Genomic DNA, 23,605 nt, shown 5'->3' with positions numbered 1-23,605 from the left:
GCCGCGCCCGGGTGCCGTGAGCGCCCCGCCCCGACGGTCTCGGCCGCCGCACCGGGCCTCGTGGCTCCCGCCGTCCGTGGCGGAGAATGCTCGACGAGCCGTCCGGTGCGTATGGGGCTCCAGGCACTGTCTCGGCACTGGAGTTGTCGGTGGCGCTCGATGGACACCATCGCGCACGGTGAGGCTGGTGGGAAACCGCGGAGGACAAAAGTGATCTGCGCCACATAAAGAATGCGCATGAATTAGGACAAATATCCGCCTCAGCTCGGGATGTCCTCCAGCAGGTCGGTGACCATCGCGGCGATCGGAGATCGCTCCGATCGGCTGAGGGTGACGTGCGCGAAGAGTGGATGCCCCTTCAGCGCCTCGATCACCGCGGTCACACCGTCGTGCCGGCCGACCCGGAGGTTGTCGCGTTGCGCCACGTCGTGGGTGAGCACCACCCGCGAGCCCTGGCCGATCCGGGAGAGCACGGTGAGCAGGACCCCTCGCTCCAACGACTGGGCCTCGTCGACGATGACGAACGCGTCGTGCAGGCTCCGACCCCGGATGTGGGTGAGCGGCAGCACCTCCAGCAGCCCGCGCGAGGTGACCTCATCCAGCACGTTCTCGTGCACCACCGCGCCCAGCGTGTCGAAGACGGCCTGGGCCCAGGGCGACATCTTCTCCGACTCCGAGCCGGGCAGATAGCCGAGTTCCTGGCCGCCGACCGCGTACAGCGGGCGGAAGACGATCACCTTCTTGTGCCGGCGGCGCTCCATCACCGCCTCCAGGCCGGCGCAGAGGGCCAGCGCCGACTTGCCGGTGCCGGCCCGGCCACCCATCGAGACGATACCGATCGACTCGTCCAGCAGCAGGTCGAGCGCGATCCGCTGCTCCGCCGAACGCCCGTGCAGGCCGAACGCCTCCCGGTCGCCACGGACCAGCCGCACCGTCTTGTCGGGCTGCACCCGGCCGAGCGCCGAACCCCGCGCCGAGTGCAGCACCAACCCGGTGTGGCAGGGCAGGCCCGCGGCGGCGTCGGAGTCCAGCGCGTCGCCCGCATACAGCCGGCCGATCTCCTCCTCGGCCAGCTCCAGCTCGGCCATCCCGGTCCAGGTCGGGTCGCTGGCCTGGCCGTGCCGGTACTCGTCCGCGCGCAGGCCGACCGACGCCGCCTTCACCCGCAGCGGCATGTCCTTGCTGACCAGGGTCACCTCACGCCCCTCGGCGGCGAGGTTGAGCGCCACCGAGAGGATCCGGGCGTCGTTCGACTCGTTGCGGAAGCCGGGCGGCAGCACGCCGTCGTCGGTGTGGTTGAGCTCCACCCGCAACGTGCCGCCCTGGTCGTTGGCGGGCACCGGCCGGTCCAGCCGGCCGTGCCGCACCCGCAGCTCGTCAAGCATGCGCAGCGACTGGCGGGCGAACCACCCGAGTTCGGGATGGTGCCGCTTGCCCTCCAACTCGGAGATGACCACCAGCGGCAGCACCACCTCGTGCTCGGCGAAGCGGTGGAACGCCGCCGAGTCGGAGAGCAGGACGGAGGTGTCCAGCACGAATGCCGGGCCCGCTGGTCGAGGCTCCTCGGTGGCGGCAGCGGCGGCGGTGCGCCGGCTGCGGGTGGTCCGACGGGCGGTGGCGGTCGCGGCCGGGGTCTGGTCGGCACCGGCGGGGGTACGGCGAGTGGTCACAGGCCTGCTCCGCGGATGGGCACCCGGCCACCCGAGTTCCGCCTCTTCCGGTGCCCGGCGGACACGGGGTCGGATGCGGGCCCCGTGCGCGAGGTCGCAGGTCCGGGCTGTCCGGCTGGCCCGGGAAAACCCCGCGCCATGCCTAGACGCTAATCCCCGTGGGCCCGCGCGGCTAGGGGTCCGGGTGGATCATCGATGAACACGTGAGAAAGCGGCCGGGATGCATGCCCCCTGCGCGCATCCCGGCCGGTCAGGTGGGGCCTCAGCCGGAACGGCGGACCAGGGTCCCGGCCCTCGGCCCGGCGGTCGCCGCGGTGAACGAGGACCCGGTGTACGTGGTGCCCGCGCGGACGGCCGGCCCACCGAGCTGAGCGGTCGCGGTGACCCGTACCGCCGGGGCGCCGGGCCGGGCGGTGACCGCGGCCGGCACGGCGGTGCCGTCGAACGGCGTGGTCGCCCGCCCGACCGACGTCACCACGGTCGGGGCGGGGCCGGACAGCGCCGAGGCGATGGCGGCCTGGGCGTCCCGACGCCGGCGGTTCCAGGCGCCCCGGTCGCCGTCGAAGTAGCCCTGCCGGTAGCCGAACCGGTAGCCGATCCGGTAGCTGAGCTGGCCGTGCAGCCGGCCGGCGGCGTAGCAGGTGGAGCCGAGCACCAGGACGAGGACGACGGCGAGAAAGGGGCTCATCGCTCGTCCGCCCCGGGTAGCGGGTCGACCACCAGCAGCCGCTCCAGGTCGTCGGTGCTGACCTCCTCGACCAACTCGACGCTGATCCGGCACCCGTCCAGGATCACCTCGGCGACGGACGCCCGGCGGATCTCGCCACCGGAGTCGTAGACGCGCACGCTCAGTTCGGGACAGCCGAGATGGGTACGCCAGGCGTCCCACTCCGCCCGGTCACCGACGCTCATCGAGAGGTAGCGGCAGCCTCGGGCGAGGTAGAGGCGCCACGGGGCGCTCAATCCGGCGGAGACTCCGTCCGCAATCAACCGGAACGCCTGGGCGCGGGTCGCGAGCTCGGTCACGAGACCCCCTCCGCAACCGCGGAGTGACGCATGTGAGCACTCGTCGTCTCAAACACGTGACACACCGTAAGTTGTCTCATGAGCGTGACAGTATCAGCTTTTCGTCCGTTTGCCGCCGTACTCGTGTCTATCTATTCTGCCCGGGTGACACCCCTCAGGAGCAGCTCTGGATCGTTTACCGGACAAGCCGGATCAGCGTCACGTCGGCGTGACAACAGCGTGCCGAGTCACCCTGGAACGACCGACTGGTCGTACCGTCACGGGGTGAGTGAGACGACCAATGCACGGAAGATCGCTTTCGCCACCTTCGTCCGGCGGGCGCTGGACGACGCCCGGGCCATGCGGGCCTGGAGCGGCACCGAGGTCTCCCGGCGCACCGGCGTCTCCCGCCAGACCATCAACCGCTGGGTCCGCGGCGACTGGGCCAGCGACCCCGAGGCCGAACGCGTGGTCGCGTTCTGCGAGGGGCTCGGGCTCGACCCGACCACCGGGTTCACGGCGCTCGGCTGGGACCGGGCGACCGGCCCCCGCGCCGCACCCACCCCGCCGCCGATGGACCCGGACGTCGAGGCGCTGCTGCGTCGGCTGGTCGACCCGAACGTGTCCGACGCGGAGAAGTTCCACATTCGAGAAACCATTCGTTACCTCGCATATCGCCCGACTCTTCCGGCGAATGTCCGGAATAGGGGTAAACAAGCCGGGTAGTTCCTCAGATGGCGAAAGAACGGAAGGTCAGTCCCGATCGTTTCGCCTCGGGGACGGACCGGACCCGCTAGCGTCCACGTTTGTACTGCTAAGGGCCGTCGTCGGCGGGGGGACGGAACACAGCCGAATCCAGCCCTGCGGGACAGAAGGAGGGGTCTGTCCATGACCCTGAAATGGTTGGCAGTCGTGGTCGCGGTGGTGTCGGTGACATCCTGCGTGACCGGCAACGTGGTGGTCGGCGTGCTGAACGGCGGGCAGCTTCCCCTGGTCGTCAATCTCCTCGCGCTCACCACGGCCGGCACAGCGGTGATCCTCGCCGTCGTCGCCGAGTTGCACGACCGGCTCAACGACCGGGTCAGCGCGCTCACCGAGTTCCTGGTGGCGCGGCTCAACGAGATCGAGGCGCACACCGGCGACCGGAACACCGGCTTCGTGGAGGGCTACCTGCTCAGTCACGGGCAGGAGGCGGCCGTGGTGCCGTTCGGGCGCCGGGGACGAGGAACCGCCGAACGCTGACTCCCACGTCGCCCCGACGTCACATCTCGGCCACGAATACGCCGCCCGGCGCGGGGTACGCTGTCGCGCGTGCCGCCGTTGAATCTGGGCAACCAGCAGCCGAAGACTCCGTTGGACGCCGAGCACGCCTGGCGTGCCACCGCCGCCCGCGCGGGTGACGTCGTGCTCTTCTTCGACTTCGACGGCACACTCGCGCCGGTCGACGACGACCCCACCGCGGTCCGGCCCGCGCCGAAGGTGCTGGCCGCGCTGGAGGCGCTCGCCCCACGCGTACGCCGGATCGCCATCGTCTCCGCGCGCCCGGTGGAGTTCCTCCGCGACCAACTGAGCGGCCTCGCCGGCGTCGACCTGTACGGGCTCTACGGCCTGGAGCACAGCCACTCCGGCGGCGAGACGGTCACCGAGCCGGCCGCCCTGCCCTGGGTGCCGACCATGGCCGAGCTGGCCGAACAGGCCGAGGCCGAGCTGCCGCCCGGCGCCCTGGTCGAGTTCAAGCGGCTCTCCGTCGCGCTGCACTGGCGTACCGCCCCGCAGCTCGGTGACGTGGTGCAGGAGTGGGGCCGGGCCCGCGCCGAACGGCTGGGCCTGCGCTGCCAGGCCGGTCGCATGGTGCTGGAGCTGAAGCCGCCGGTCGACCGGGACAAGGGCATGGTCATCGGCGAGACGGTCCGGGACGCCGGCGGCGCCTGGTATTTCGGCGACGACGTCTCCGACATCAAGGCGTTCGCCGCGCTGCGCGCCCGCGCCGCCACCGACCCCGACTTCCTCGGTGTCTGCGTGGCCGTCGCCAACCCGGAGACCGGGCACGAGGTGGCCGACGCCGCCGACCTCACGCTCGACTCCCCGGCCGCCCTCGGCGACTTCCTCACCGCCGCCCTGCCCCACCTGACCTGAGCCCCGCCGCCCTCCCGTCGGTCCTGCGCTCGCCACCCTCCTCGTTGATCTTGCGCTTACCGCCCCGACAAAGGGGGTGGAAGCCCCGTGCGCGGGGCCGAATCTGCAAGATCAGCGTGAGGGGCGGGCTCAGACGCCGTAGCGGCGTTGGCGGGTGGCGTAGGAGCGCAGGGCCCGGAGGAAGTCGACCTTGCGGAAGTCGGGCCAGTTCAGCTCGCAGAAGTAGAACTCCGAGTGCGCGCTCTGCCAGAGCATGAAGCCGGAGAGCCGCTGCTCGCCGCTGGTCCGGATGATCAGATCGGGGTCGGGCAGCCCCTTGGTGTAGAGATGCTCCGAGATGTGCTCGACGTCGATCGTGGTGGCCAACTCCTCGAGCGTGCCGCCCTGCGCCGCGTGCTCCAGCAGCAGCGAGCGGACCGCGTCGGCGATCTCGCGCCGGCCGCCGTACCCCACCGCGATGTTGACCTGGGCCCCGCCGTCGCGGTCCCGGGTGCGCTCCGCGGCGCCCTTCAACGCGGCCGCGTGCTGCGCCGGCAGCACGTCGAGCGCGCCCACCATGCGCAGTCGCCAGGGGTTGCCCTCCTCGGCCAGCTCGCTGGTGAGGTCCGCGATGATCTGGAGCAGCGGGTCCAGCTCGCCGGCCGGTCGGGAGAGATTGTCGGTGGAGAGCAGCCAGAGCGTGACGTGCCCGACGCCGGCCGCGTCGCACCAGCGGAGCAGCTCCTTGATCCGCTCGGCACCCATCCGGTGGCCGTCGTTCGGATCGACCAGGCCCATCTCCCGGGCCCACCTGCGGTTGCCGTCGCACATCACGCCGACGTGCGCGGGCACGGGCCGGCCCGCGAGCTTCGCCGTCAGCCGGCGCTCGTACACGGAGTAGAGGAGTTTCCGCAGAGTCATCACCTTGCAGGGTAGCGACCCGCGCGAGAGATCAGTGCCGCGGTGGCGCATCGCGGGACGGCCGGTCGTTTCCGGGCCGCCGCGGACGCGGCACACCGGCGGCGATCACGGCCAGCGTGCGCGCGTCCAGCCGGCCGTCGCCGAGCCCCAGCTCCACCACCGTCCGGTAGACCCGCTCGTCCCGGCCGGCCGCGCCGACCACCGCGTCCACCACCCACCGCCGCCGGGCCAGCCAGGCCGCCGCCGAGCTGTGCCGCAGGTGGGCGCCGAGCCGGTCGCGCAGCGCGGCCGCGTACCGGCGGGCCGCCTCGGCGGGCGCGCCGGCCGCCGCCGCCCCGGCCAGCGCGCCGGAGCGCAGCGCGTAGAAGATGCCCTCGCCGGTGAACGGGTTGATCAACGACAGCGCGTCGCCGGCCAGCACAATCCGGCCCCGGCCCGGCGTCGGCCGGTGGGTGGAGAGCGGCAGGTGGTGCGCCCGCAGGTCGGTCACCGTGGTCGGGTCGGTGCCGGGCAGCAGCGCGGCCATCCGGGCCAGCAGGTGCGCGCGGGTCAGCGGCTCGCCGCGCAGCACCTCCCCGTACCCGACGTTCGCGCGCCCGTCACCGATCGGGAAGGCCCAGGCGTACGCGGGCCAGCGCGCCGCCGAGGTGACGATGAGCTGCTCGGGCGGGCCGGGCGGCGCGGGCGCGTAGCCCCGGATGGCGAGCGCGAGGTGCCGGTCCGGGTTCACCGGGCAGCCGAGTGCCCGCCGCAGCACCGAACCGGCGCCGTCCGCCCCGACCACCGCCCGGGCGGCCAGTTCGCCGTCGAGCACCACCCGGTCGGCGGTCACCTCCACCCGGCGTACGGTGTGCCGCCGCAGTTCGGCCCCGCCCTCGACCGCGGCCCGGACCAGGCGCGCGTCGAACACCCGCCGAGGCACCGTGTAGGCGGGCCGGGGCAGGGTCCGGGCCACCGTGCCGCCGCCCGGCCCGACCAGGCGCAGCGCCGGCAGGGGCGGGTACCCGTCGACGGCGCCGGTCACCCCCAGCTCGGCGAGGACGTCCACCGCGTGCGCGGCGATGCCGTCCCCGCACGCCTTGTCGCGCGGGAAGTCGTACCGGTCGAGCAGCAGCACCCGCGCCGCCCCGGCCCGCCGGGCGCCGAGCGCCGCCGCCGCCCCGGCCGGCCCCGCCCCCACCACCACGACGTCCCACACCGCACCACCCACTGCCTCATCCTCCCCCCTGCCGCCGGTGATCAAGGGGTTTGCGTCGGGAGGCGCGCCCGCGGTGACGCGAACTCCTTGATCAGCGCGGTGAGGTGGGGTGGGTGGGCGGGTTGGCGGGGCGGGCGGCACGGTGCAGGGACCAGAGGCAGAGCGCGGCGGCGCTGACCAGGGGGGCGCCGTCGCGGATCAGGCCGTCGACGCCGAGCAGCCACCAGCAGAGCGGGAGGTCGAGCGCGAGCACGCCGAGCGTCACCACCACAAGCGCCCGGCGGGCCCAGCCCTTTCCGCGCAGCAGGAACGCGGTGCAGAACAGCACCGCGTAGCTGGCCGCGATGCCGGCGGCGAGCCAGCACAGCACCGCCGGCACGGCCGCGAGCCCGCCGTCCAGCAGCGAGCCGGTCGCCACCAGCGCCGGCACCAGCATCAGCGGGCTGTAGGTGAACGCCGCGACCCGGGCGGTGAGCAGCCACCCGTTCGCCTGCGGGCGCCTCGGCGTCACCTCGCGCCAGGAGATCGTCCCGCCCTCGACCACGAGACCCTTGCGGTGCCGGACCAGGTGGGCGCGGACCGTGTCGGAGCGGTAGAGCAGCACCACCACGGCGACGCAGAGCGCGGTGAGCGCGGCGAAGCCGAGCAGGCCGGGCAGCGCGGGCACGCCGGCCCGCGGCACGACCAAGCGGCCCACCGCGAAGATCGTGGTCACGGCCAGGATCAGCCCGAACGGCCGGGCCGCCACCCGGCCGGCGTTGACGTGCCCGATCAGCAACAGGAAGCCGAGCGACCGGAGCATCGCCCAGCCGGTGCGTACGGCGAGGCCGAACTCCTGCTCCGGTGCGTACCAGTAATTGAGCAGCTCGACCACGACGGTCGCCCCCGCCGTCACGGCGAGCAACGTGGTCAGCGCCCGGACGGCGGACGGCCGCCGGACCTCGACAGGTTCGGCGGCCGTCCTCATGGCATCCGGTCTTGCCCGGTGCGGGCAGTCGGCACACCTGCTACTTCTGCGGCTCCGCGTCCAGCCGGGCGCGCAGCGCGTCCAGCTCGGCCCAGAGCACGCCGGGGAGCTTGTCCCCGAACTTCTCGAACCACTCGGTGACCAGCGGAAGCTCCTTGCGCCACTCCTCCGGGTCGACCTTCAGGGCGATCCGGACGTCCTCCGGGGTCATGTCGAGGCCCTCGATGTCCAGCGCGTCCTGCGCCGGAACCATGCCGATCGGGGTCTCCACCGCCTCCGCCCGGCCCTCCAGCCGCTCGATGACCCACTTGAGCACGCGGGAGTTCTCGCCGAAGCCCGGCCAGAGGAAGCTGCCCTCGGCGTCCTTGCGGAACCAGTTCACGTAGTAGATCTTGGGCAGCTTGGCCTCGTCGCCGTCGGTGCCCTTGCCCATCTCGATCCAGTGCCGGAAGTAGTCACCGGCGTGGTAGCCGATGAACGGCAGCATGGCCATCGGGTCGCGGCGCACCACACCGACCGCCCCGGACGCGGCGGCGGTGGTCTCCGAGGAGAGCGTGGCGCCCATGTAGACGCCGTGCACCCAGTCCCGCGCCTCGGTGACCAGCGGAACCGTGTCCCGGCGCCGGCCGCCGAACAGGATCGCGTCGATCGGCACGCCGTTCGGGTCGAAGTAGTCGTCGGCCAGGATCGGGCACTGGGTGATCGGGGTGCAGAACCGGCTGTTCGCGTGCGAGGAGAGGTGCTCGCTCTCCGGCGTCCAGTCGTTGCCCTTCCAGTCGATCAGGTGCGCCGGCGGCTCACCCATGCCCTCCCACCAGATGTCGCCGTCGTCGGTGAGGGCCACGTTGGTGAAGACGGAGTTGCCGCGGTCGAGCGTCCGCATGGCGTTGGCGTTGGTCTTCCAGTCGGTGCCGGGCGCGACGCCGAACAGGCCGTACTCCGGGTTGATCGCGTAGAGGCGGCCGTCCTGACCGAACCGCATCCAGGCGATGTCGTCGCCGATGGTCTCGACCTTCCAGCCCGGGATGGTCGGCTCCAGCATGGCGAGGTTGGTCTTGCCGCAGGCCGACGGGAAGGCGCCGGCGATGTGGTAGACCTTGCCCTCGGGAGAGGTGATCTTGAGGATCAGCATGTGCTCGGCGAGCCAGCCCTCGTCGCGGCCCATGACGCTGGCGATCCGCAGCGAGTAGCACTTCTTGCCGAGCAGCGAGTTGCCGCCGTAGCCGGAGCCGTAGGACCAGATCTCCCGGCTCTCCGGGAAGTGCGAGATGTACTTGGTTTCGTTGCACGGCCAGGCCACGTCCTGCTGACCCGGGGCCAGCGGGGCGCCGATGGAGTGCAGCGCGTGCACGAAGTCGGCGTCGTCACCCATCGCCTCCAGGACCGCCGACCCCATCCGGGTCATGATCCGCATCGAGGCGACCACGTACGGGCTGTCGGTGATCTCGACGCCGAACATGGGGCTCTCCGCCTCGACCGGACCCATGCAGAACGGGATGACGTACATGGTGCGACCGCGCATGCTGCCGCGGTAGAGCTGCGTCATCGTCCGCTTCATCTCGGCCGGCGCCATCCAGTTGTTGGTGGGGCCGGCGTCCGCCTCGTCGACGGAGCAGATGAAGGTGCGCTCCTCGACCCGGGCGACGTCCGTCGGGTCCGTCCGCGCGTAGAACGAGTTGGGCTTCTTCTCGGGGTTCAGCCGGATCAGGGTGCCGTTCTCGACGAGCTCGTCGGTGAGGCGACGCCACTCCTCGTCGGACCCGTCCACCCAGACCACCCGCTCCGGGGTGGTCAGTTCCGCGACCTCACGAACCCAGGCGAGCAGTTTGGGGTGGGACGTCGGGGCCTGATCGATACCCCGAACAGCAGCCGGAGCAACCATGTCACATCTCCTTGTGGTCGACGCTGACCGATCTATGGGATGCACGAGTTCTGGCGAGCGAGTGCGCCGCCGTCGTGGAAACCTGGGATTGGGCTCAGCGTAAACCGGGCTGCCTCCCCAGTCAGTGGGACTGGTTGTGAAGAACTGCACAAGGTGCGGCCACGCTGCGGCATCGCGATCTGATACCCGCTTTCGCGCGCAGTTTCACGCAAATCCTGCGGTCAACCTCCCACGCCCCGGCCGACGGAAGCGCGATTCCGTGACCGGCTCCACACATTCGTACAGCCGGTTACGCTGTGCTCACGGATATCCGGAACGGACCACGTTCCGCCACCCGGCGGCCGATCCCGGCGGCCGGGCGTCGAAGTTGCGGTGAGCGACTCGCCGTTGCAGTCGGCCCGGGTTGGGCGTAACCGGTATTCTCGGCGAGTGGCCGCGACGATGACCGGGGACCAACCGGAGGCTCCGGAGACCCGTCGGGGTCCGATCGGAGCCCTGATCGACCGCTTCGGCCACCTCGTCCACGAGCTGAGCAAGTTCGCCACCGTCGGTGGTGTCGCCTTCCTCGTCGACTTCACGCTCTTCAACTACCTGTCGAGCGGTCGCGGCATGCCACCGCTGGTGGCGAAGACGATCTCCACCGTGATCGCGGCGACCGTCGCCTTCCTGGGCAACCGGTTCTGGACCTGGCGGCACCGGCAGCGCTCCCACCCCGCCCGCGAGTACGCGCTGTTCTTCTTCTTCAACGGGGTGGGTCTCGGCATCGCGGTGGCCTGCCTGGCGATCAGCCGCTACGGCCTCGGCGCGCTCTGGCCGCAGGTGTTCCAGACGCCGCTGGCCGACAACATCGCCAGCTTCGTCGTCGGCACCGGCCTGGGCACGCTGTTCCGGTTCTGGTCGTACCGACGGTTCGTCTTCGTCGAGGCGGGAACACTCCCCGTCTCGGCACCGAGCCACGACCGAGAGTCCGGGGCGTGACGCACCGCCCATCCCGATCCGCCGGGCCCAGCCGGCCCTGCCCACTGCCCTAAGGTGTTTCGCATGCCTGGAGTCCGTCTGCTGCCCGAGCGCTGGCAGAAGTTCATCCACGAGGCGCTCAAATTCGGCATCGTCGGCGGCATCAACACCGTCATCAATTACGCGGTGTTCAATGCGCTCGCACTCACGGTTTTCCGGGACGGCCAGCTCAAGGCGACCGTGATCGCGACCGTCGTCGCGACGATCACGTCGTATCTGATGAATCGGCACTGGACGTACCGGGATCGACCGAAAGCCGCGCTAAGGCGCGAATACATCCTTTTCTTCCTGTTCAACGGCGCGGGCCTGGTCATCGAACTCGGCGTCCTGGCCCTGGCCAAGTACGGCCTCGGCGTACACGGCCTGCTGGCCCTGAACGTGGCGAAGACGATAGGTGTCCTGCTGGCCACCCTGTTCCGCTTCTGGTCCTACCGGACGTTCGTCTTCCAGCCGGTGCCGAAGCACGCCGAGGAGACCTGGCACGCCGTCCCCCGCGACGAATGGGACAACGTCGCCGAGATGGACCCGGTGGCCGAGCTGGCCGAGTCCGTCAGCGAGCTGGAGGAGGAAGAGCCGCCCCTGGGCGCGAACCGCCCCGGGGGCGACTACACCCCGCCGCAGGGCCGTACGGCGCCGGCGGACGCCGCCCTGGGCGGCGCGCTCGGAGCCGACCTGGACGCCGAACTCGCCGCCGAGCTGCGCCCCCGCCGCGCCCGCCGCTGATCCCCCGCTCAGCGGCGTCGGTGGTGGTCGGTCAGGAAGGGTCGCGTAGGGACTTGCCCTCGGCCATGTCGGCCAGGATCTCGCGCATCTCGCCGTCGCCCAGGCTGTGCTTGTCGTGGTGCGCCTCGACCAGCTCGTAGAGCTTCGTCTGCACCCGGTCCACGTGCGGCACGTCGGCGAGCACCGACTGGCCCCGCTCGCCGGCCGACTCGATGGTCAGCGTGCCGCAGCCGAGGATCCGCTCCACGAACTTCTGGTGCATGGCGTGGTCGTTGATCCGGGTCAGTGGCAGGTCCCGCCGGTTGCGGGAGAACACCCCCTCCTGCAGCAACACCCGCTCGTTGGTGAAGAGGTAGTGCGTGGTGCGCCAGACCAGGAACGGCCACAGGCCCAGCCACAACGCCAGCACCAGGCCGAGCCCGGCGATGACGTAGAGCGCGATCGTGCCGCCGTCACCGTCGGGCAGCAGGAGCCAGCCGGCGACCACCGCCGCGACGGTGAGCGCCAGCACCAGGATCGGCCGGATCAGGGCCTTCCAGTGCGGGTGCAGGTGCAGCACGACGTGCTCGTCCTCGGTGAGCACGTCTTCGGGGAACGCCACTTCGAACCTCCTCGCAGAACCGGACGCGCTGACCGTAACCGGTCAGGGCACCCCGGCGACATCGGCCGCGCGGGCGGCTGCCGGCGAGGCGGCCGGTTGCCGGCGACGCGGCCGGTTGCCGGCGACGCGGCCGGTTGCCGGCGACGCGGGCGTCAGAGAGGCGCGTTGTCGAGAAGGGGCCCGCCTTTCACCGGAGGTGCAGGACGTCGCCGGCGGCCAGCCGGAGCGTCTCGCCGGACGCGTCGACCAGCAGCTGCCCGTCCGGGTCGACGCCGGTCGCGGTGCCGTGCACCTCGCGACCGTCCGGGAGCAGCACCCGCACCCGGCGACCGATCGTGGCGCAGCCGGCCAGGTACGCGTCGCGCAGCCCGCTGGCCACCGCGTCACCCCCGGCGTCGCGCCAGCGCTCGTACCAGTCGGCGAGCGAGCGCAGCAGCGACCGCAGCAGCGGATCACGGTCGGTGGCGGTCGCGCCGGCGAGCTGGAGCGAGGTGGCCGGCAACCCGGTCGGGTTCTCCGGCAGCTCGTCGGCGCGCAGGGTCACGTTCAGCCCGACGCCGACCACGATCGCGGGTGGCTGGGCGTCACCGTCGCCCGGCACCACCTCGGCCAGCACCCCGGCGCACTTCGCGCCGTCCACCAGCAGGTCGTTGGGCCACTTCAGTCGGGCGTCCAGCTCGGCCAGCAGGCGTACCGCCTCGACCAGCGCGACGCCGGCGAGCAGCGGCAGCCAGCCGTACCCGGTGACCGGCACCGGTGACCAGCCACGCTCGGCGACCGCCTCGCCGGGCCGGAGCAGGACGCTGGCCGCGATGCCGGCGCGCGGCGGGGACTGCCAGACCCGGCCCCGCCGGCCCCGGCCGGCGCTCTGCCGCTCGGCGACCACCACCAGGCCCTCCGGTTCACCGGCCCGTGCCGCGGCCACCACGTCCGCGTTGGTCGAGCCGGTCTCCGCCAGCAGCTCCAACCGGTGCCAGGGCCCGTTCGGCGCGACCAGCGCGCGGCGCAGCCGGGCCGCCGACAGCGGCGGGCGATCCAGATCGGTGTACGGGGAGCCCGGCATCGGACCAGCCTACGGCCCGGGTGAGGCGTACTGCACAGCGTCACCCGCCTGAACCATCGTTATATTCCCTGGGTGACTACCGAGACCGGGATCAACATCCACACGACCGCCGGCAAGCTGGCGGACCTGGAGCGACGGCTCGACGAGGCGGTGAACGCCGGGTCGGCGCGCGCGGTCGAGAAGCAGCACGCGCGGGGCAAGAAGACCGCCCGGGAGCGGATCGGGATGCTCCTCGACGAGGGTTCCTTCGTCGAACTGGACGAGTTCGCCCGGCACCGCTCCACCAACTTCGGGCTGGAGCGGACCCGCCCGTACGGCGACGGCGTGCTGACCGGCTACGGCACCGTGGACGGCCGGCAGGTCTGCGTCTTCGCGCAGGACTTCACCGTCTTCGGCGGTTCCCTCGGCGAGGTCTTCGGCGAGAAGATCGTCAAGCTGATGGACCTCGCCATGAAGATCGGCTGCCCGGTCGTCGGCATCAACGACTCCGGCGGCGCGCGGATCCAGGAGGGCGTCGCCTCGCTCGGCCTCTACGGCGAGATCTTCTTCCGCAACGTGCGGGCCAGCGGCGTCATCCCGCAGATCTCCCTGATCATGGGCCCGTGCGCGGGTGGCGCGGTCTACTCCCCGGCGGTCACCGACTTCACCGTGATGGTCGACCAGACCTCGCACATGTTCATCACCGGCCCCGACGTGATCAAGACGGTCACCGGGGAGGACGTCGGCATGGAGGAGCTGGGCGGCGCCCGCACCCACAACGCCCGCAGCGGCAACGCGCACTACCTCGGCACGGACGAAGAAGATGCGATCTCCTACGTCAAGGCGCTGCTGTCCTACCTGCCGTCGAACAACCTGGACGAGCCGGTCGTGTTCGACGCGCCGGCGATCCTCGACGTGACCGACGAGGACCGGGAGCTGGACACGCTGATCCCCGACTCGGCCAACCAGCCGTACGACATGCACCGGGTCATCGAGCACGTGCTCGACGACGGCGAGTTCCTCGAGGTGCAGCCGCTGTACGCGCAGAACATGGTGGTCGGCTTCGGTCGGGTCGAGGGCCGCCCGGTGGGCGTGGTGGCCAACCAACCGATGCAGTTCGCCGGCACGCTCGACATCGCCGCCTCGGAGAAGGCGGCCCGCTTCGTGCGCACCTGCGACGCGTTCAACGTGCCGGTGCTGACCTTCGTGGACGTGCCCGGCTTCCTCCCGGGCACCGGGCAGGAGTGGGACGGCATCATCCGCCGGGGCGCGAAGCTCATCTACGCGTACGCCGAGGCCACCGTCCCGAAGGTCACCGTCATCACCCGCAAGGCGTACGGCGGCGCGTACGACGTGATGGGCTCCAAGCACCTCGGCGCGGACCTCAACTTCGCCTGGCCGACCGCGCAGATCGCGGTGATGGGCGCGCAGGGTGCGGTGAACATCCTCTACCGCTCCGAGCTGGCCGCCGCCGAGGACCCGGCGGCGGTGCGGGCCGAGAAGATCGCCGAGTACGAGGACACGCTCGCCAACCCGTACATCGCCGCCGAGCGCGGCTACGTCGACGGGGTGATCCCGCCGCACGAGACGCGGACCCAGATCGTCCGGGCGCTGCGGGTGCTGCGCACCAAGCGCGAGACGTTGCCGCCGAAGAAGCACGGCAACATCCCGCTGTGACCCGTGCGGTGTCCCCGCCGCACGGCGGGGACACCGCCGAGCCGGACGGTCGGTCACGGTCGCCGACGTGCTCCCGATGGTCGAGCCGCACCTGCCGTCGCTGGTCCGGGTCGGGCCGGATGCGGCGTCGAGTTCGTCCGCACACTACTGAGCGTGGTCACCGGTGCGATCCCCACCCCTGCCGCCTTTGCTCTGCAACCCTCGACGCAGCAGTCACGTATCGTGAAACGCTGCGTCGGTGGCTGCAGAGCAAAGGCAATCAGAGCCTCATCCCCGCCCGACCCGCTTTCGACCGAATGAGCTGGTCAGCGCGTTCCATCGAGTATGAGCGATGACCTTACCGCCGGCCGGTTACCTACCCGCAGTGAGCAGCCTCGTGGCGAGTGCTACATCACCCTCCGTGCACGAACCAGCGACGGCGCCAGTCAACGAGCCGTTCCGTCAGCAGCCCGGATTGGCGGCGACGCACAGGTACTCGGCCCCGGCCCGGGCCGTGTCCAGGAGTTGCGCCTCGGCCATCTCGGCGTCGGGGATGCCGGGGCGGAGGGCGCCCGCCGGCACCAGGACCGTCACCAGGTCACCCACCCGGACGACCACCCGGTCCTCGGGCGGAGGTCCGACGCCCCGCGGGCGACCGGTCCCCGGGTCCGGTGGCACGGTGACGTCGTGCCGCAACAGCACCGACTGGTCGCCGGCGAAGCCGCTCGCGGCGACGCGCCAGCGGTGCACGACATCGACGGTGACCATTTTCCGGTCGACGTAGACCTGGCCGGGGGTCCGCCACGCGCCGCAGGCCGTCACGACGCGCTCAAGGTCGCCGAGGAACCGGCCGGCCGTTCCGGCATCCAACCGGTAGACGTCCTGGGTGACGACCGCCGTGGGCGTGGTCGGCGGGGCACCGTCGGGAGCACCCAACATGGTCAGTGACCGGGAGTAGCGCGAACGCGGCTCCTGCACCGGCAACCCCTGGGCGCGGGCGCACACCTGGAGAAAGTCGTCGACCCGGACCGGCTCGTCGAGGTCCGTATCGCTGAGCACGTCGCCGGTCCGCACCGGGACGTCGGCGGCGGTCAGCATGGCCTCCACCGGGATCTCCGTGTTGCCGCCCGCCGCGTCACCGGCGGGCGGTGACGCGCCGGTCCGGTCCATGAACGTGGCACCGAGCGCGGCGACCAGCACCACCGACACGGCGGCCAACGCGGCGGTCCGCCGGCTGCGTCGCCGGGCCGTGGCCCGGATCTCCGCCGGCTCTGCCCACCGGACGTCCCGCAGGTCCCGGTGCAGCACCTCCACCAGGATGACGTCGTCAGGCATCTGCCACCTCCTCCTCCAGATCCACGACGGCGAGCAGCCCGGCGAGCGCGGTCCGCCCCCGGGACAGCCGGGCCTTGACGGTGCCGACCGGCGCCTCGGTCTCCCGGGCCACCTCGGCGACCGGCATGCCGAGCAGGTAGTGCATCGCGATGGCGGTGCGTTGGGCCTCGGGCAGCCGGCGCAGCGCGGCGACCACGTCCATCGTCTCGGTGCTCGGCGCCGGCACGTCGTCCACCGCACCGTGCCGCAGGTAGGCCCGGGCACGGCTGCGCAGGCTGCGCCACCGGCTCACCGCGATCCGGCTGGCCACCACCCGCACCCAGGACTCCGGGTCGTCGTAGGCGCGCACCGTCGACCACCGCTGCCAGGCCCGGATGTACGCCTCCTGCACGGCGTCCTGCGCCTCGGCCCGGTCACCGGTGAGCACGTAGACGAAGCCGAGCAGCCGTTGCCGGCTGCCCCGGTAGAAGTCGTCGAAGTCGTCGCCGTCGGGCACTGTCACCTCCCGTGTTCGCCAGGGACACGCCTGGCGGCACGGTCCGGGTTGCCCGGTCAGCCGATCATTTTCTCCAGCTCGCCCACGTCGAAGCCGCCGGCCGGGATCCGGTCGTGGACGGCCCGGCGCACGGCGGCCTGCACCGCCGCGTTGACCGGGGTGGGTACGCCGTGCAGGCGGCCGAGCAGCACGATCTCGCCGTTGAGGTGGTCGGCCTCGGCCGAGCCGGCGCCCCGGGCCAGGCTCTGCCAGGTGGAGCCGCCGGACCGGGGCTCGCCGTCGACCGGCCGGTGCGACACCAGGTCACCGCGTTCGGCGGCCTCCTCCTCGCGGGTGGTGTGCGGGATGCCGGCGGCGGCCAGCGCCGCCTCGCCCTCGGCGCGTACCCGCTGCGACAGGTGCTCGGGCACCTCCGGGCCGAGCAGCGCCTGGAGGCCGTTGCCGAGGTTTGCCAGCAGCTTGCCGTACTTCCAGCGCATCACGTCGTCGCGGACCGGGGCGACGAAACCGGCGGCGGTCAGGTCGGCCGCGACCGCCCGGCTGGTGTCGTCGGCGCCGGTCGGGTAGCGCCCGAGGTGCAGCATGCCCGGATGCGGATGCCCGTTGGCGACCACCACGCCCGGCTCTAGGTGGGTGGCGGGCAGCCACACGCAGACCGGGTGCACCCGGGCGAAGAGCCGCAACGCGGCCGGCTCGTTCGCCACGCCGTTCTGGGCCAGCACGACCGGCAGCCGCTCACCCGCCGTACCGCCGCCCTCGACCGGCGCGTCCACCCAGCCGGCCAGCGCGGCGGCGGTGTCCTGCGACTTCACGGTCAGCACCAGCACGGTGTCGGCCGGCAGCGGCGGACCGTCCGGCCCGGCCACCGCCGGCAGCCGGCGGGTCACCGTGCCGTCGGGCCGCCGCAGCGTCAGCCCCCGCTCGCGCAACGCGTCCAGGTGCGCGCCGCGGGCCACCAGCGTCACGTCCCGGTTGGCCTCGGCGAGGAGTACGCCGATGGTGCCGCCGACCGCGCCCGCTCCGATGATCAGGTATCGCATCCGTCCGATTCTGCCTCGCCAGGGCGCCTGCCGCTGGAGTGTCGCGGCGGGGCGGCGCGTGCCGCCGGGGACGGCGAGGTGGCGCGGGACGGGTCAGCCGGTGAGGCCGGCGTCGGCGAGGATCGGGCCGGCGAGCAGCAGCCCGCCGGCGACCAGGGCGCCGAGGGCGATCAGCAGGAACACCCCCACCCAGCCCAGCGGCGGGACCGGCGTGAGCCGGGCGAGCTGGTCGGCGTCCGACTCGGGCATCCGGCCCCGGCTGCGCTGGCGCCGCAGCTCGAAGACCGGCCGCACGCCACCGAACAGCAGGAACCAGACCGAGGTCCAGGCGAACGCGGCCTGGACCTGGGGCGAGGTGTACCAGGAGACGGCGAGCACGACGCCGCCGGTGACCAGCAGCGACAGCGCGCCGAAGAGGTTGCGGATCAGCACCAGCATGGCCAGCAGCAGCGCCACCGCCAGCCAGAGCAGCAACGTGATCCGGTTGCCGGCCAGCAGCCACGCGCCGCAGAGACCGAGCAGCGACGGCGCCACGTAGCCGGCGAGCAGCGTGAGGATCATGCCGGGACCGCTGGGACGGCCGGCCGAGAGCGTCAGCCCGGAGGTGTCCGAGTGCAGCCGGATGCCGTGCAGCCGGCGGCCGGTGAGCAGCGCCACCAGCGCGTGGCCGCCCTCGTGCGCGATGGTCACCGCGTTGCGGGCGATCCGCCAGGGCAGCCGGGTGGCGACCACGGCGAGCGCGACCACGGCGGTGAGCACCACCAGCAGCGGCGGCGGGTCCGGCTGGGCGCTCAGCAGCGTGTCCCAGAGCGTGGTGAGGCCGTCGATCAGGGGCATGGGCGGGGAGCCTACCGGCCCGAGTCGTGTCGTTCGACCGGCCGTGTCTCATAGAGTGTGAGACTGATCGGACGAGGTGCCCGAACGGAGGTGAGGTCGGTGAGCGCAGCCCCCTGGGAGCCGTACCGCTCGCACGTTGAGCCGTGGACCGAGGCCGACTATCTCGCACTGGGTGACAGCCACGACCGCATCGAACTGCTCGACGGGAGCCTGATCGTGAGCCCTGCCCCGAGCAAGAGGCATCAACTGGTGTCGTGGAATCTCGTGGACAGTCTGCGCCGGGTCGCTCGACCACTAGGGTTGCTGGTTTTCGAAGCGGTCAACGTCCGGCTCGGCCTCGATCGCATGGTGATCCCCGACGTGGTCGTCGCCGACACGGACGACGAGGGCACCGTGATCGAGGCCGGCGAAATCTGCCTGATCTGCGAGATCGTCTCGCCCGGCAACGCCGCCGCCGACCGGGTGCTCAAGATGCAGCTCTACGCGATCGCCCGCATCCCGTTCTACCTGCTGGTCGAGCAGGACGGGGACAGCCATTCGCTGCGGCTGCACCGGCTCGACGGTGGGCACTACGTCGAGGACGCGGTGGCGAAGGCCGGGGAGATGCTGAGCGTGACCGAGCCATTCCGCTGGGCGATGGATCCGGGCGATCTCCGCTGACTTCGATGAAAGTTTCCTTGCGTCCTATTGCGATCTAGGGCAGTAATCTCCAAAGATGGGCGTCAATCAGTTGACGTCCTCTGGAGGCACACCATGGCCCGTACCAGACTCTCCGTACGCCGGCTTCTCGCCGCCGGCCTGACCGTCGCCGCCACCGCGGCCGCGGCCCTCGTGGCGACCGCCGGACCGGCCGCCGCCGCGACCACCCCCGGCATCGACGTCTCCCGCTACCAGGGCAGCATCAACTGGACCAGCGTGCGCAACGCCGGCATCCAGTTCGCCTTCATCAAGGCCACCGAGGGCACCAGCTTCAAGGACGCGAACTTCAACACGAACTACGTGAACGCCTACAACGCCGGGGTGATCCGGGGGGCGTACCACTTCGCCCGGCCGAACATCTCCGCCGGCTCCACCCAGGCCAACTACCTGGCCAGCAACGGCGGCGCCTGGTCCGCCGACAGCCGCACGCTGCCCGCCGCGCTGGACATCGAGGGCAACCCGTACAGCGGCGGCTACTGCTACGGCCTGAGCACCACCGGCATGCGCAACTGGATCCAGGACTTCCTCAACACCTACCGCTCCCGCACCGGCCGGTACGCGGTCATCTACACCACGACGAGCTGGTGGAACCAGTGCACCGGCAGCTGGACCGGGCCGTGGGCCAACCACCCGCTCTGGCTCGCCCGCTGGGCCAGCGCCCCGGGCACCCTGCCGGCCGGCGCCCCGGTCTGGAGCTTCTGGCAGTACACCAGCACCGGCAGCGTCTCCGGGATCAGCGGCAACGTCGACCGCAACTACTGGAACGGTGACCGGAGCCGGCTGATCGCCCTGGCGAACAACACCTGACGTACGGCAACGGCAGCGGGACCGCCTCGAACCGGGGCGGTCCCGCTGCCGTCGTACCGTCTGGTTCGGCCCGGTCAGGCCCGGCGTCGCGCGGCGGCCGCCATGGGCACGGTCGCGGGTCGACGGGTCCAGCGCCACGCCGCCACTCCGGCGACGGTCAGGGTGAGCACACCGAGGACCGCGACCGGCGCGGACAGGCCGGCGGCGACCAGCAGCAGGACGGCGTCGCCGAGCGCGACCAGCATCCACAGTGCCAGCCGGGGACCGGTGTCCCTGTGTCGGTAGCCCATGTCGCACCTCCTTCGTCGTCGGGGTGTTCATACCCCCGACTACGGAAAGTCATGCGAATCAGTTTCGCGGCGGTGGGACTTCCGGGTCAGTTCTGCCGGTCGGGCACGAAGCCCTTGGTGATGATGTCGAAGTTGGCCAGGTTGGCCTGCCAGTCCTTCGCCGGGACCTCCCAGCGCAGCGCGTAGCCCCGGTTGCTGGCCGTCGCCACACCCCGGTTACGCACGTGGAACCGGGTGCCACCGTTGCGCGTCTCCAGCCAGTCCCAGTCGGCGCAGGTGCGGTAGTAGCCGTCGCACCGGGTGATGCCGACCAGCTTGTAGTTGTCGACGCGCGAGCGCCGGTCCTGCTCCTTGCTCTGCCAGTCGGCGTACGCGTCCTTCTCCGGCCGGTCCGTCCACTGCATGAACAGCACCCGGCGGGCGCCGCCGACCTCGTAGAGCACGACCTGGTTGTTGCCGGGCCGGGCCTCGAAGCCCTTCGGGATCGGCACCTTGAAGCCGTTCGAGCCGGTGTAGTAGCTCCAGCCGGCCGGCAGCACGAACCCGGTCGGCGACGGGCTCACCGACGGCGTCGGGCTGGCCGACGGGCTGGCCGACGACGCGCTCGGGCTAGGCGGGGCGCTGGCGGTCGGCGCGGGCGGACCCGCCGACCCCACCGAGGAGCCGGCGTTCGGCCGGCCACCGTCACCGTCGTCGTCGCCGTTGTTCAGCAGCGGCACCGCCACCACCAGACCGACCAGCAGCACCAGGACCAGCGCGCCGATCAGCAGGTTGCGCCGGTTCGGCGCCGCCTTGGCCCCCGGCAGCACGGTCGCCCGGCCGGTCGAGGGCGCGGGGCTGACCGGATCGGAACTGACCGGAGCCGGACTGACCGGCGCGGACCCGGACGGGGCCGGGCTGACCGGCACCGGGGCCGAGCGCGGCGCCGGAGCGGCGGGGACCGGCTCACCGTCGAGCCGGGTCTCGTCGAGCGCCGCGCCGGCGTCGTCCACCCGGGTCTCGTCGACCGGCGGGTCGGCGTCGAGCTTGGTCGTCGGCTCGGCGACCGGCGGCGCCACCTTCGCGGTCGGACCCGCGTCGGAGGTGGGCGCCGGCACCTTCGCGGTCGGGTCGGCTGCCACCGCCGTACCCCCGGCGGCGGCGACCCCGGATGCCCCGGTGGCCGCGCGTTCGACCTGGTCGTCGGCGGGGCGCGGCGCCGGCACCAGCGGCGGTCGCGGCGCGCGCGGACCGTTCGGCCCCGGCCGGCGTACGCCGTCCAGCAGCGAGATGCCCTTGGCCCGCCGCCCGGCGGCCTTGCGCAACATGCGCTCCGCCACCTCGGCGGTGATCCGCTCCTCCGGGTCCTTGCGCAGCAGGCCCTGAAGCACCGGCTTGAGCGGCCCGGCGTTGCGCGGCGGCGGCATCGGCTCGGTGGCGAGCGCGGCCAACGTGGCGATGGCCGACGGACGCGCGTACGGCGACTTGCCCTCGACGGCGGCGTAGAGCGTGGCGCCCAGCGACCACAGGTCGGCCTCCGGCCCGGCCGTGCCGTCCCGCGCCCGCTCCGGCGAGATGTACGCAGGCGAGCCCAGCACCATGCCGGTGCGGGTCACGTTCGGGTCGCCGGGGATGGTCGCCAGGCCGAAGTCGGTGAGCACCACCCGGCCGTCCTCGCCGAGCAGCACGTTGCCCGGCTTGACGTCGCGGTGCATGATGCCGGCCTTGTGCGCGGCCTTCAGCGCGCCCAGCACGCCGAGGCCGATCTCGACCGCCTTGGCCACCGAGACCGGGCCGTCCTCGGCGATCGTGTCCTGCAACGACTTCGACGCGACGTACTCCATGACGATCCACGGGTCGCCGTCGGTGCGCAGCACGTCGAAGATGCGGACCACGTTCACGTTGTTGAGCCGGGCGATCGCCCGCGCCTCGCGCAGCGAGCGTTCCCGCATCTCGCGGCGCTCGTCCGGGGTGAGGCCCGGCGGCGGGACCAGCTCCTTGATCGCGACGTCGCGGTGCAGCACCTCGTCCCGCGCCTTCCAGACGCGACCCATGCCGCCCTGACCGAGCGGCGTGAGGAGCCGGTATCGGTCAGCGACGAGTTGGGGAAGTGCGTTCGACATCGCAGAAACGGTACCCGGCCGCTCCGACGCTCACACCGCCGGCACGCCACTGTATGCCGAAGGTCGAGTTCGCGACGCGTACCCTTGGCCCATGTCTGCCGAAGAGCCGATGTTCCGGGTCGTCCGTGGCGTGCCCACCGCCGAGGAGCTGGCCGCTCTGGTCGGCGCGATCGTGGTCCGCACCCGGCCCGTCGCCGCCGCCGCGCCCCCCGCCGTGTCCCGGTGGGCGCACCGCGCCCGCCCGGCTGCGGCGCTCGCCGCCGGTCCCGGCGCGTGGCGCGCCTCCGGCCTTCCCCGCTGAAACCTTCCCCGCGTACGCGAGCCGGGCTGGGGCTGCCGGTATCCCCGTGGAGCCATTAACCTCACTCAGGGAAACCGTGCGGTGACGGGCAGGGAGGTCCGATGATCCCGGAGGACAACCGGCCAGCCGGCTGGCTGCGCGACTACGGCGGCATCGAGGCCGACATCCGACAGATGAGGGAGTTCGCCGACCGGCTCCAGGACGAGGTCACGCGCAACTACGCCCCCCACCTGTCCTACATCGCCGACGACATGAAGGCCCCGGTGCCCAACCCGGCCGACGCCTTCATCGAGCTGGTCCAGTTCATGCAGGCCCACCACGAGACGCAGAAGGCCGCGGTCAGCGCGGTGTGGGACCTGGCGCCCGCCACCGGCCGGCTCGCCGACGCCGCCGGCCGGATCGCCGCCCGCTACGACGACTCGGACGCCTTCTCGTCCGCCCGCGTCGCCGACGTCGAACGGGCACTCGCCGCACCCGGCACCGCCGTCGCACGCCCGACCCCGCCGCTGGCCGATCCCACCGGCCCCGACCAGGGGCGGGTGGTCCTGCCGTGATCGAACGGGGCGGCGGACGCACCTCCGGGCTCACCGACTGGCGGCTGATGGACGTGCTCAGCATGTGGGCGTGCCTGCACGACCAGGACACCGCCGGCCAGTGGAAGCAGGTCGCCGGCTGGCGCAAGGTCTGCGACCTCGCCCTGGCGCACCTCGGCCGGCTCCGGGAATACCGCCGCGGGCTCGCCGAGGCGTGGCCACCCGAGACCAACGCCGCCGCGCGGGCGTACGTGGGCGAACTCGACCAGCTCATCGACCGGGTGCAACGCACCCACGACGCGGCCGCCGCGAACTACGACGCGCTCGCCGCCGCCGCCCGCGCCATCGGCAGCGCTCGCACCGAACTG

The 23,605-nt window shown here is 72.2% G+C and carries 25 protein-coding genes; 10 read left to right on the top strand and 15 right to left on the bottom strand.

Translation table 11 applies throughout. The features are described 5' to 3' along the window. Positions 1-260: 260 nt before the first annotated feature. The 3 genes from ACGFI2_RS09175 to ACGFI2_RS09165 all read right to left on the bottom strand — a co-directional run bounded on the left by ACGFI2_RS09175 (position 261) and on the right by ACGFI2_RS09165 (position 2,696). Positions 261-1,670 carry a PhoH family protein gene (locus tag ACGFI2_RS09175; protein WP_393513048.1) on the bottom strand — a complete coding sequence of 470 codons (1,410 nt, stop codon included), beginning with the start codon at positions 1,668-1,670 and terminating at the stop codon, positions 261-263. Positions 1,671-1,932: 262 nt separating this feature from the next. Next, positions 1,933-2,358 carry a hypothetical protein gene (locus ACGFI2_RS09170; RefSeq protein WP_393513045.1) on the bottom strand — a complete coding sequence of 142 codons (426 nt, stop codon included), beginning with the start codon at positions 2,356-2,358 and terminating at the stop codon, positions 1,933-1,935. After that, complete coding sequence (locus ACGFI2_RS09165) at positions 2,355-2,696, bottom strand: hypothetical protein (RefSeq protein ID WP_393513042.1); 342 nt, start codon at positions 2,694-2,696, stop codon at positions 2,355-2,357. Before ACGFI2_RS09165 ends, ACGFI2_RS09170 begins: the two co-directional genes overlap by 4 nt. A 264-nt stretch (positions 2,697-2,960) precedes the next feature. Here ACGFI2_RS09165 and ACGFI2_RS09160 point away from each other — a divergent pair, with 264 nt between their 5' ends. From ACGFI2_RS09160 to otsB, 3 genes are all read left to right on the top strand, one after another. Beyond that, positions 2,961-3,401 (top strand): XRE family transcriptional regulator, encoded by a 441-nt coding sequence (locus tag ACGFI2_RS09160; protein ID WP_393513040.1) that lies wholly within the window; start codon positions 2,961-2,963, stop codon positions 3,399-3,401. 162 nt (positions 3,402-3,563) lie between these two features. Then, on the top strand, positions 3,564-3,917 hold the full coding sequence (locus tag ACGFI2_RS09155) for a hypothetical protein (protein ID WP_393513037.1): 354 nt from the start codon (positions 3,564-3,566) through the stop codon (positions 3,915-3,917). Positions 3,918-3,986: 69 nt separating this feature from the next. Further along, on the top strand, positions 3,987-4,811 hold the full coding sequence (otsB, locus tag ACGFI2_RS09150) for a trehalose-phosphatase (RefSeq protein WP_393513035.1): 825 nt from the start codon (positions 3,987-3,989) through the stop codon (positions 4,809-4,811). A 129-nt stretch (positions 4,812-4,940) separates the two neighbouring features. Here the strand turns inward: otsB and ACGFI2_RS09145 are convergent, their stop codons facing one another. The 4 genes from ACGFI2_RS09145 to ACGFI2_RS09130 form a co-directional block, all read right to left on the bottom strand. Continuing rightward, on the bottom strand, positions 4,941-5,711 hold the full coding sequence (locus ACGFI2_RS09145; protein WP_393513032.1) for an isoprenyl transferase: 771 nt from the start codon (positions 5,709-5,711) through the stop codon (positions 4,941-4,943). 31 nt (positions 5,712-5,742) lie between these two features. Continuing rightward, positions 5,743-6,909, bottom strand: coding sequence for a geranylgeranyl reductase family protein (locus ACGFI2_RS09140; protein ID WP_393513179.1), 1,167 nt, complete (start codon positions 6,907-6,909; stop codon positions 5,743-5,745). A 91-nt stretch (positions 6,910-7,000) separates the two neighbouring features. Continuing rightward, positions 7,001-7,876, bottom strand: a complete 876-nt coding sequence (locus ACGFI2_RS09135) for a hypothetical protein (protein ID WP_393513030.1) — start codon at positions 7,874-7,876, stop codon at positions 7,001-7,003. Positions 7,877-7,916: 40 nt separating this feature from the next. Further along, positions 7,917-9,758 (bottom strand): phosphoenolpyruvate carboxykinase (GTP), encoded by a 1,842-nt coding sequence (locus ACGFI2_RS09130; protein WP_393513027.1) that lies wholly within the window; start codon positions 9,756-9,758, stop codon positions 7,917-7,919. Positions 9,759-10,199: 441 nt separating this feature from the next. On the opposite strand from ACGFI2_RS09130, the gene ACGFI2_RS09125 reads away from it, so the two are divergent. Together ACGFI2_RS09125 and ACGFI2_RS09120 are read left to right on the top strand one after the other, a co-directional pair. Next, on the top strand, positions 10,200-10,736 hold the full coding sequence (locus tag ACGFI2_RS09125) for a GtrA family protein (RefSeq protein WP_393513176.1): 537 nt from the start codon (positions 10,200-10,202) through the stop codon (positions 10,734-10,736). A gap of 63 nt (positions 10,737-10,799) precedes the next feature. Next, complete coding sequence (locus ACGFI2_RS09120) at positions 10,800-11,498, top strand: GtrA family protein (protein ID WP_393513024.1); 699 nt, start codon at positions 10,800-10,802, stop codon at positions 11,496-11,498. A 31-nt stretch (positions 11,499-11,529) separates the two neighbouring features. Here ACGFI2_RS09120 and ACGFI2_RS09115 read toward each other — a convergent pair whose 3' ends face one another. Beyond that, positions 11,530-12,099, bottom strand: a complete 570-nt coding sequence (locus ACGFI2_RS09115) for a PH domain-containing protein (RefSeq protein WP_393513021.1) — start codon at positions 12,097-12,099, stop codon at positions 11,530-11,532. A gap of 187 nt (positions 12,100-12,286) precedes the next feature. Next, positions 12,287-13,162, bottom strand: a complete 876-nt coding sequence (locus tag ACGFI2_RS09110; RefSeq protein WP_393513018.1) for a biotin--[acetyl-CoA-carboxylase] ligase — start codon at positions 13,160-13,162, stop codon at positions 12,287-12,289. A 72-nt stretch (positions 13,163-13,234) separates the two neighbouring features. On the opposite strand from ACGFI2_RS09110, the gene ACGFI2_RS09105 reads away from it, so the two are divergent. Continuing rightward, positions 13,235-14,818: an acyl-CoA carboxylase subunit beta gene (locus tag ACGFI2_RS09105; RefSeq protein ID WP_393513015.1), complete on the top strand. Its 1,584-nt coding sequence runs from the start codon at positions 13,235-13,237 to the stop codon at positions 14,816-14,818. A gap of 441 nt (positions 14,819-15,259) precedes the next feature. Here the strand turns inward: ACGFI2_RS09105 and ACGFI2_RS09100 are convergent, their stop codons facing one another. The 4 genes from ACGFI2_RS09100 to ACGFI2_RS09085 all read right to left on the bottom strand — a co-directional run bounded on the left by ACGFI2_RS09100 (position 15,260) and on the right by ACGFI2_RS09085 (position 18,505). Continuing rightward, on the bottom strand, positions 15,260-16,132 hold the full coding sequence (locus ACGFI2_RS09100; protein WP_393513013.1) for a hypothetical protein: 873 nt from the start codon (positions 16,130-16,132) through the stop codon (positions 15,260-15,262). Continuing rightward, positions 16,125-16,628: a SigE family RNA polymerase sigma factor gene (locus tag ACGFI2_RS09095; protein WP_393513010.1), complete on the bottom strand. Its 504-nt coding sequence runs from the start codon at positions 16,626-16,628 to the stop codon at positions 16,125-16,127. The genes ACGFI2_RS09100 and ACGFI2_RS09095 overlap by 8 nt, the downstream gene beginning before the upstream one ends. Before the next feature lie 56 nt (positions 16,629-16,684). After that, positions 16,685-17,668 carry a ketopantoate reductase family protein gene (locus ACGFI2_RS09090; RefSeq protein ID WP_393513008.1) on the bottom strand — a complete coding sequence of 328 codons (984 nt, stop codon included), beginning with the start codon at positions 17,666-17,668 and terminating at the stop codon, positions 16,685-16,687. A gap of 93 nt (positions 17,669-17,761) precedes the next feature. Further along, a complete protein-coding gene (locus tag ACGFI2_RS09085) occupies positions 17,762-18,505 on the bottom strand; it encodes a M50 family metallopeptidase (protein ID WP_393513006.1) in 744 nt (247 codons plus the stop codon). Between the two features lie 99 nt (positions 18,506-18,604). Between ACGFI2_RS09085 and ACGFI2_RS09080 the strand changes: the two genes are divergently transcribed. Together ACGFI2_RS09080 and ACGFI2_RS09075 are read left to right on the top strand one after the other, a co-directional pair. Further along, positions 18,605-19,165, top strand: coding sequence for a Uma2 family endonuclease (locus tag ACGFI2_RS09080; protein ID WP_393513003.1), 561 nt, complete (start codon positions 18,605-18,607; stop codon positions 19,163-19,165). A gap of 93 nt (positions 19,166-19,258) precedes the next feature. Continuing rightward, a complete protein-coding gene (locus ACGFI2_RS09075) occupies positions 19,259-20,011 on the top strand; it encodes a GH25 family lysozyme (protein WP_393513000.1) in 753 nt (250 codons plus the stop codon). Between the two features lie 74 nt (positions 20,012-20,085). Here ACGFI2_RS09075 and ACGFI2_RS09070 read toward each other — a convergent pair whose 3' ends face one another. Together ACGFI2_RS09070 and ACGFI2_RS09065 are read right to left on the bottom strand one after the other, a co-directional pair. Further along, positions 20,086-20,301, bottom strand: a complete 216-nt coding sequence (locus ACGFI2_RS09070; protein ID WP_393512997.1) for a hypothetical protein — start codon at positions 20,299-20,301, stop codon at positions 20,086-20,088. An 86-nt stretch (positions 20,302-20,387) separates the two neighbouring features. Further along, positions 20,388-22,403, bottom strand: coding sequence for a protein kinase (locus ACGFI2_RS09065; protein ID WP_393512994.1), 2,016 nt, complete (start codon positions 22,401-22,403; stop codon positions 20,388-20,390). Positions 22,404-22,494: 91 nt separating this feature from the next. On the opposite strand from ACGFI2_RS09065, the gene ACGFI2_RS09060 reads away from it, so the two are divergent. Beyond that, on the top strand, positions 22,495-22,704 hold the full coding sequence (locus tag ACGFI2_RS09060) for an acyl-CoA carboxylase epsilon subunit (RefSeq protein ID WP_393512991.1): 210 nt from the start codon (positions 22,495-22,497) through the stop codon (positions 22,702-22,704). Between the two features lie 101 nt (positions 22,705-22,805). Beyond that, positions 22,806-23,258 (top strand): hypothetical protein, encoded by a 453-nt coding sequence (locus tag ACGFI2_RS09055; protein WP_393512988.1) that lies wholly within the window; start codon positions 22,806-22,808, stop codon positions 23,256-23,258. Positions 23,259-23,605: the final 347 nt, after the last annotated feature.

It is taken from the genome of Micromonospora sp. NPDC049282 (assembly GCF_043197045.1).
Lineage (GTDB): Bacteria > Actinomycetota > Actinomycetes > Mycobacteriales > Micromonosporaceae > Micromonospora.
This window is presented reverse-complemented; position numbering and strand designations above follow the sequence as displayed.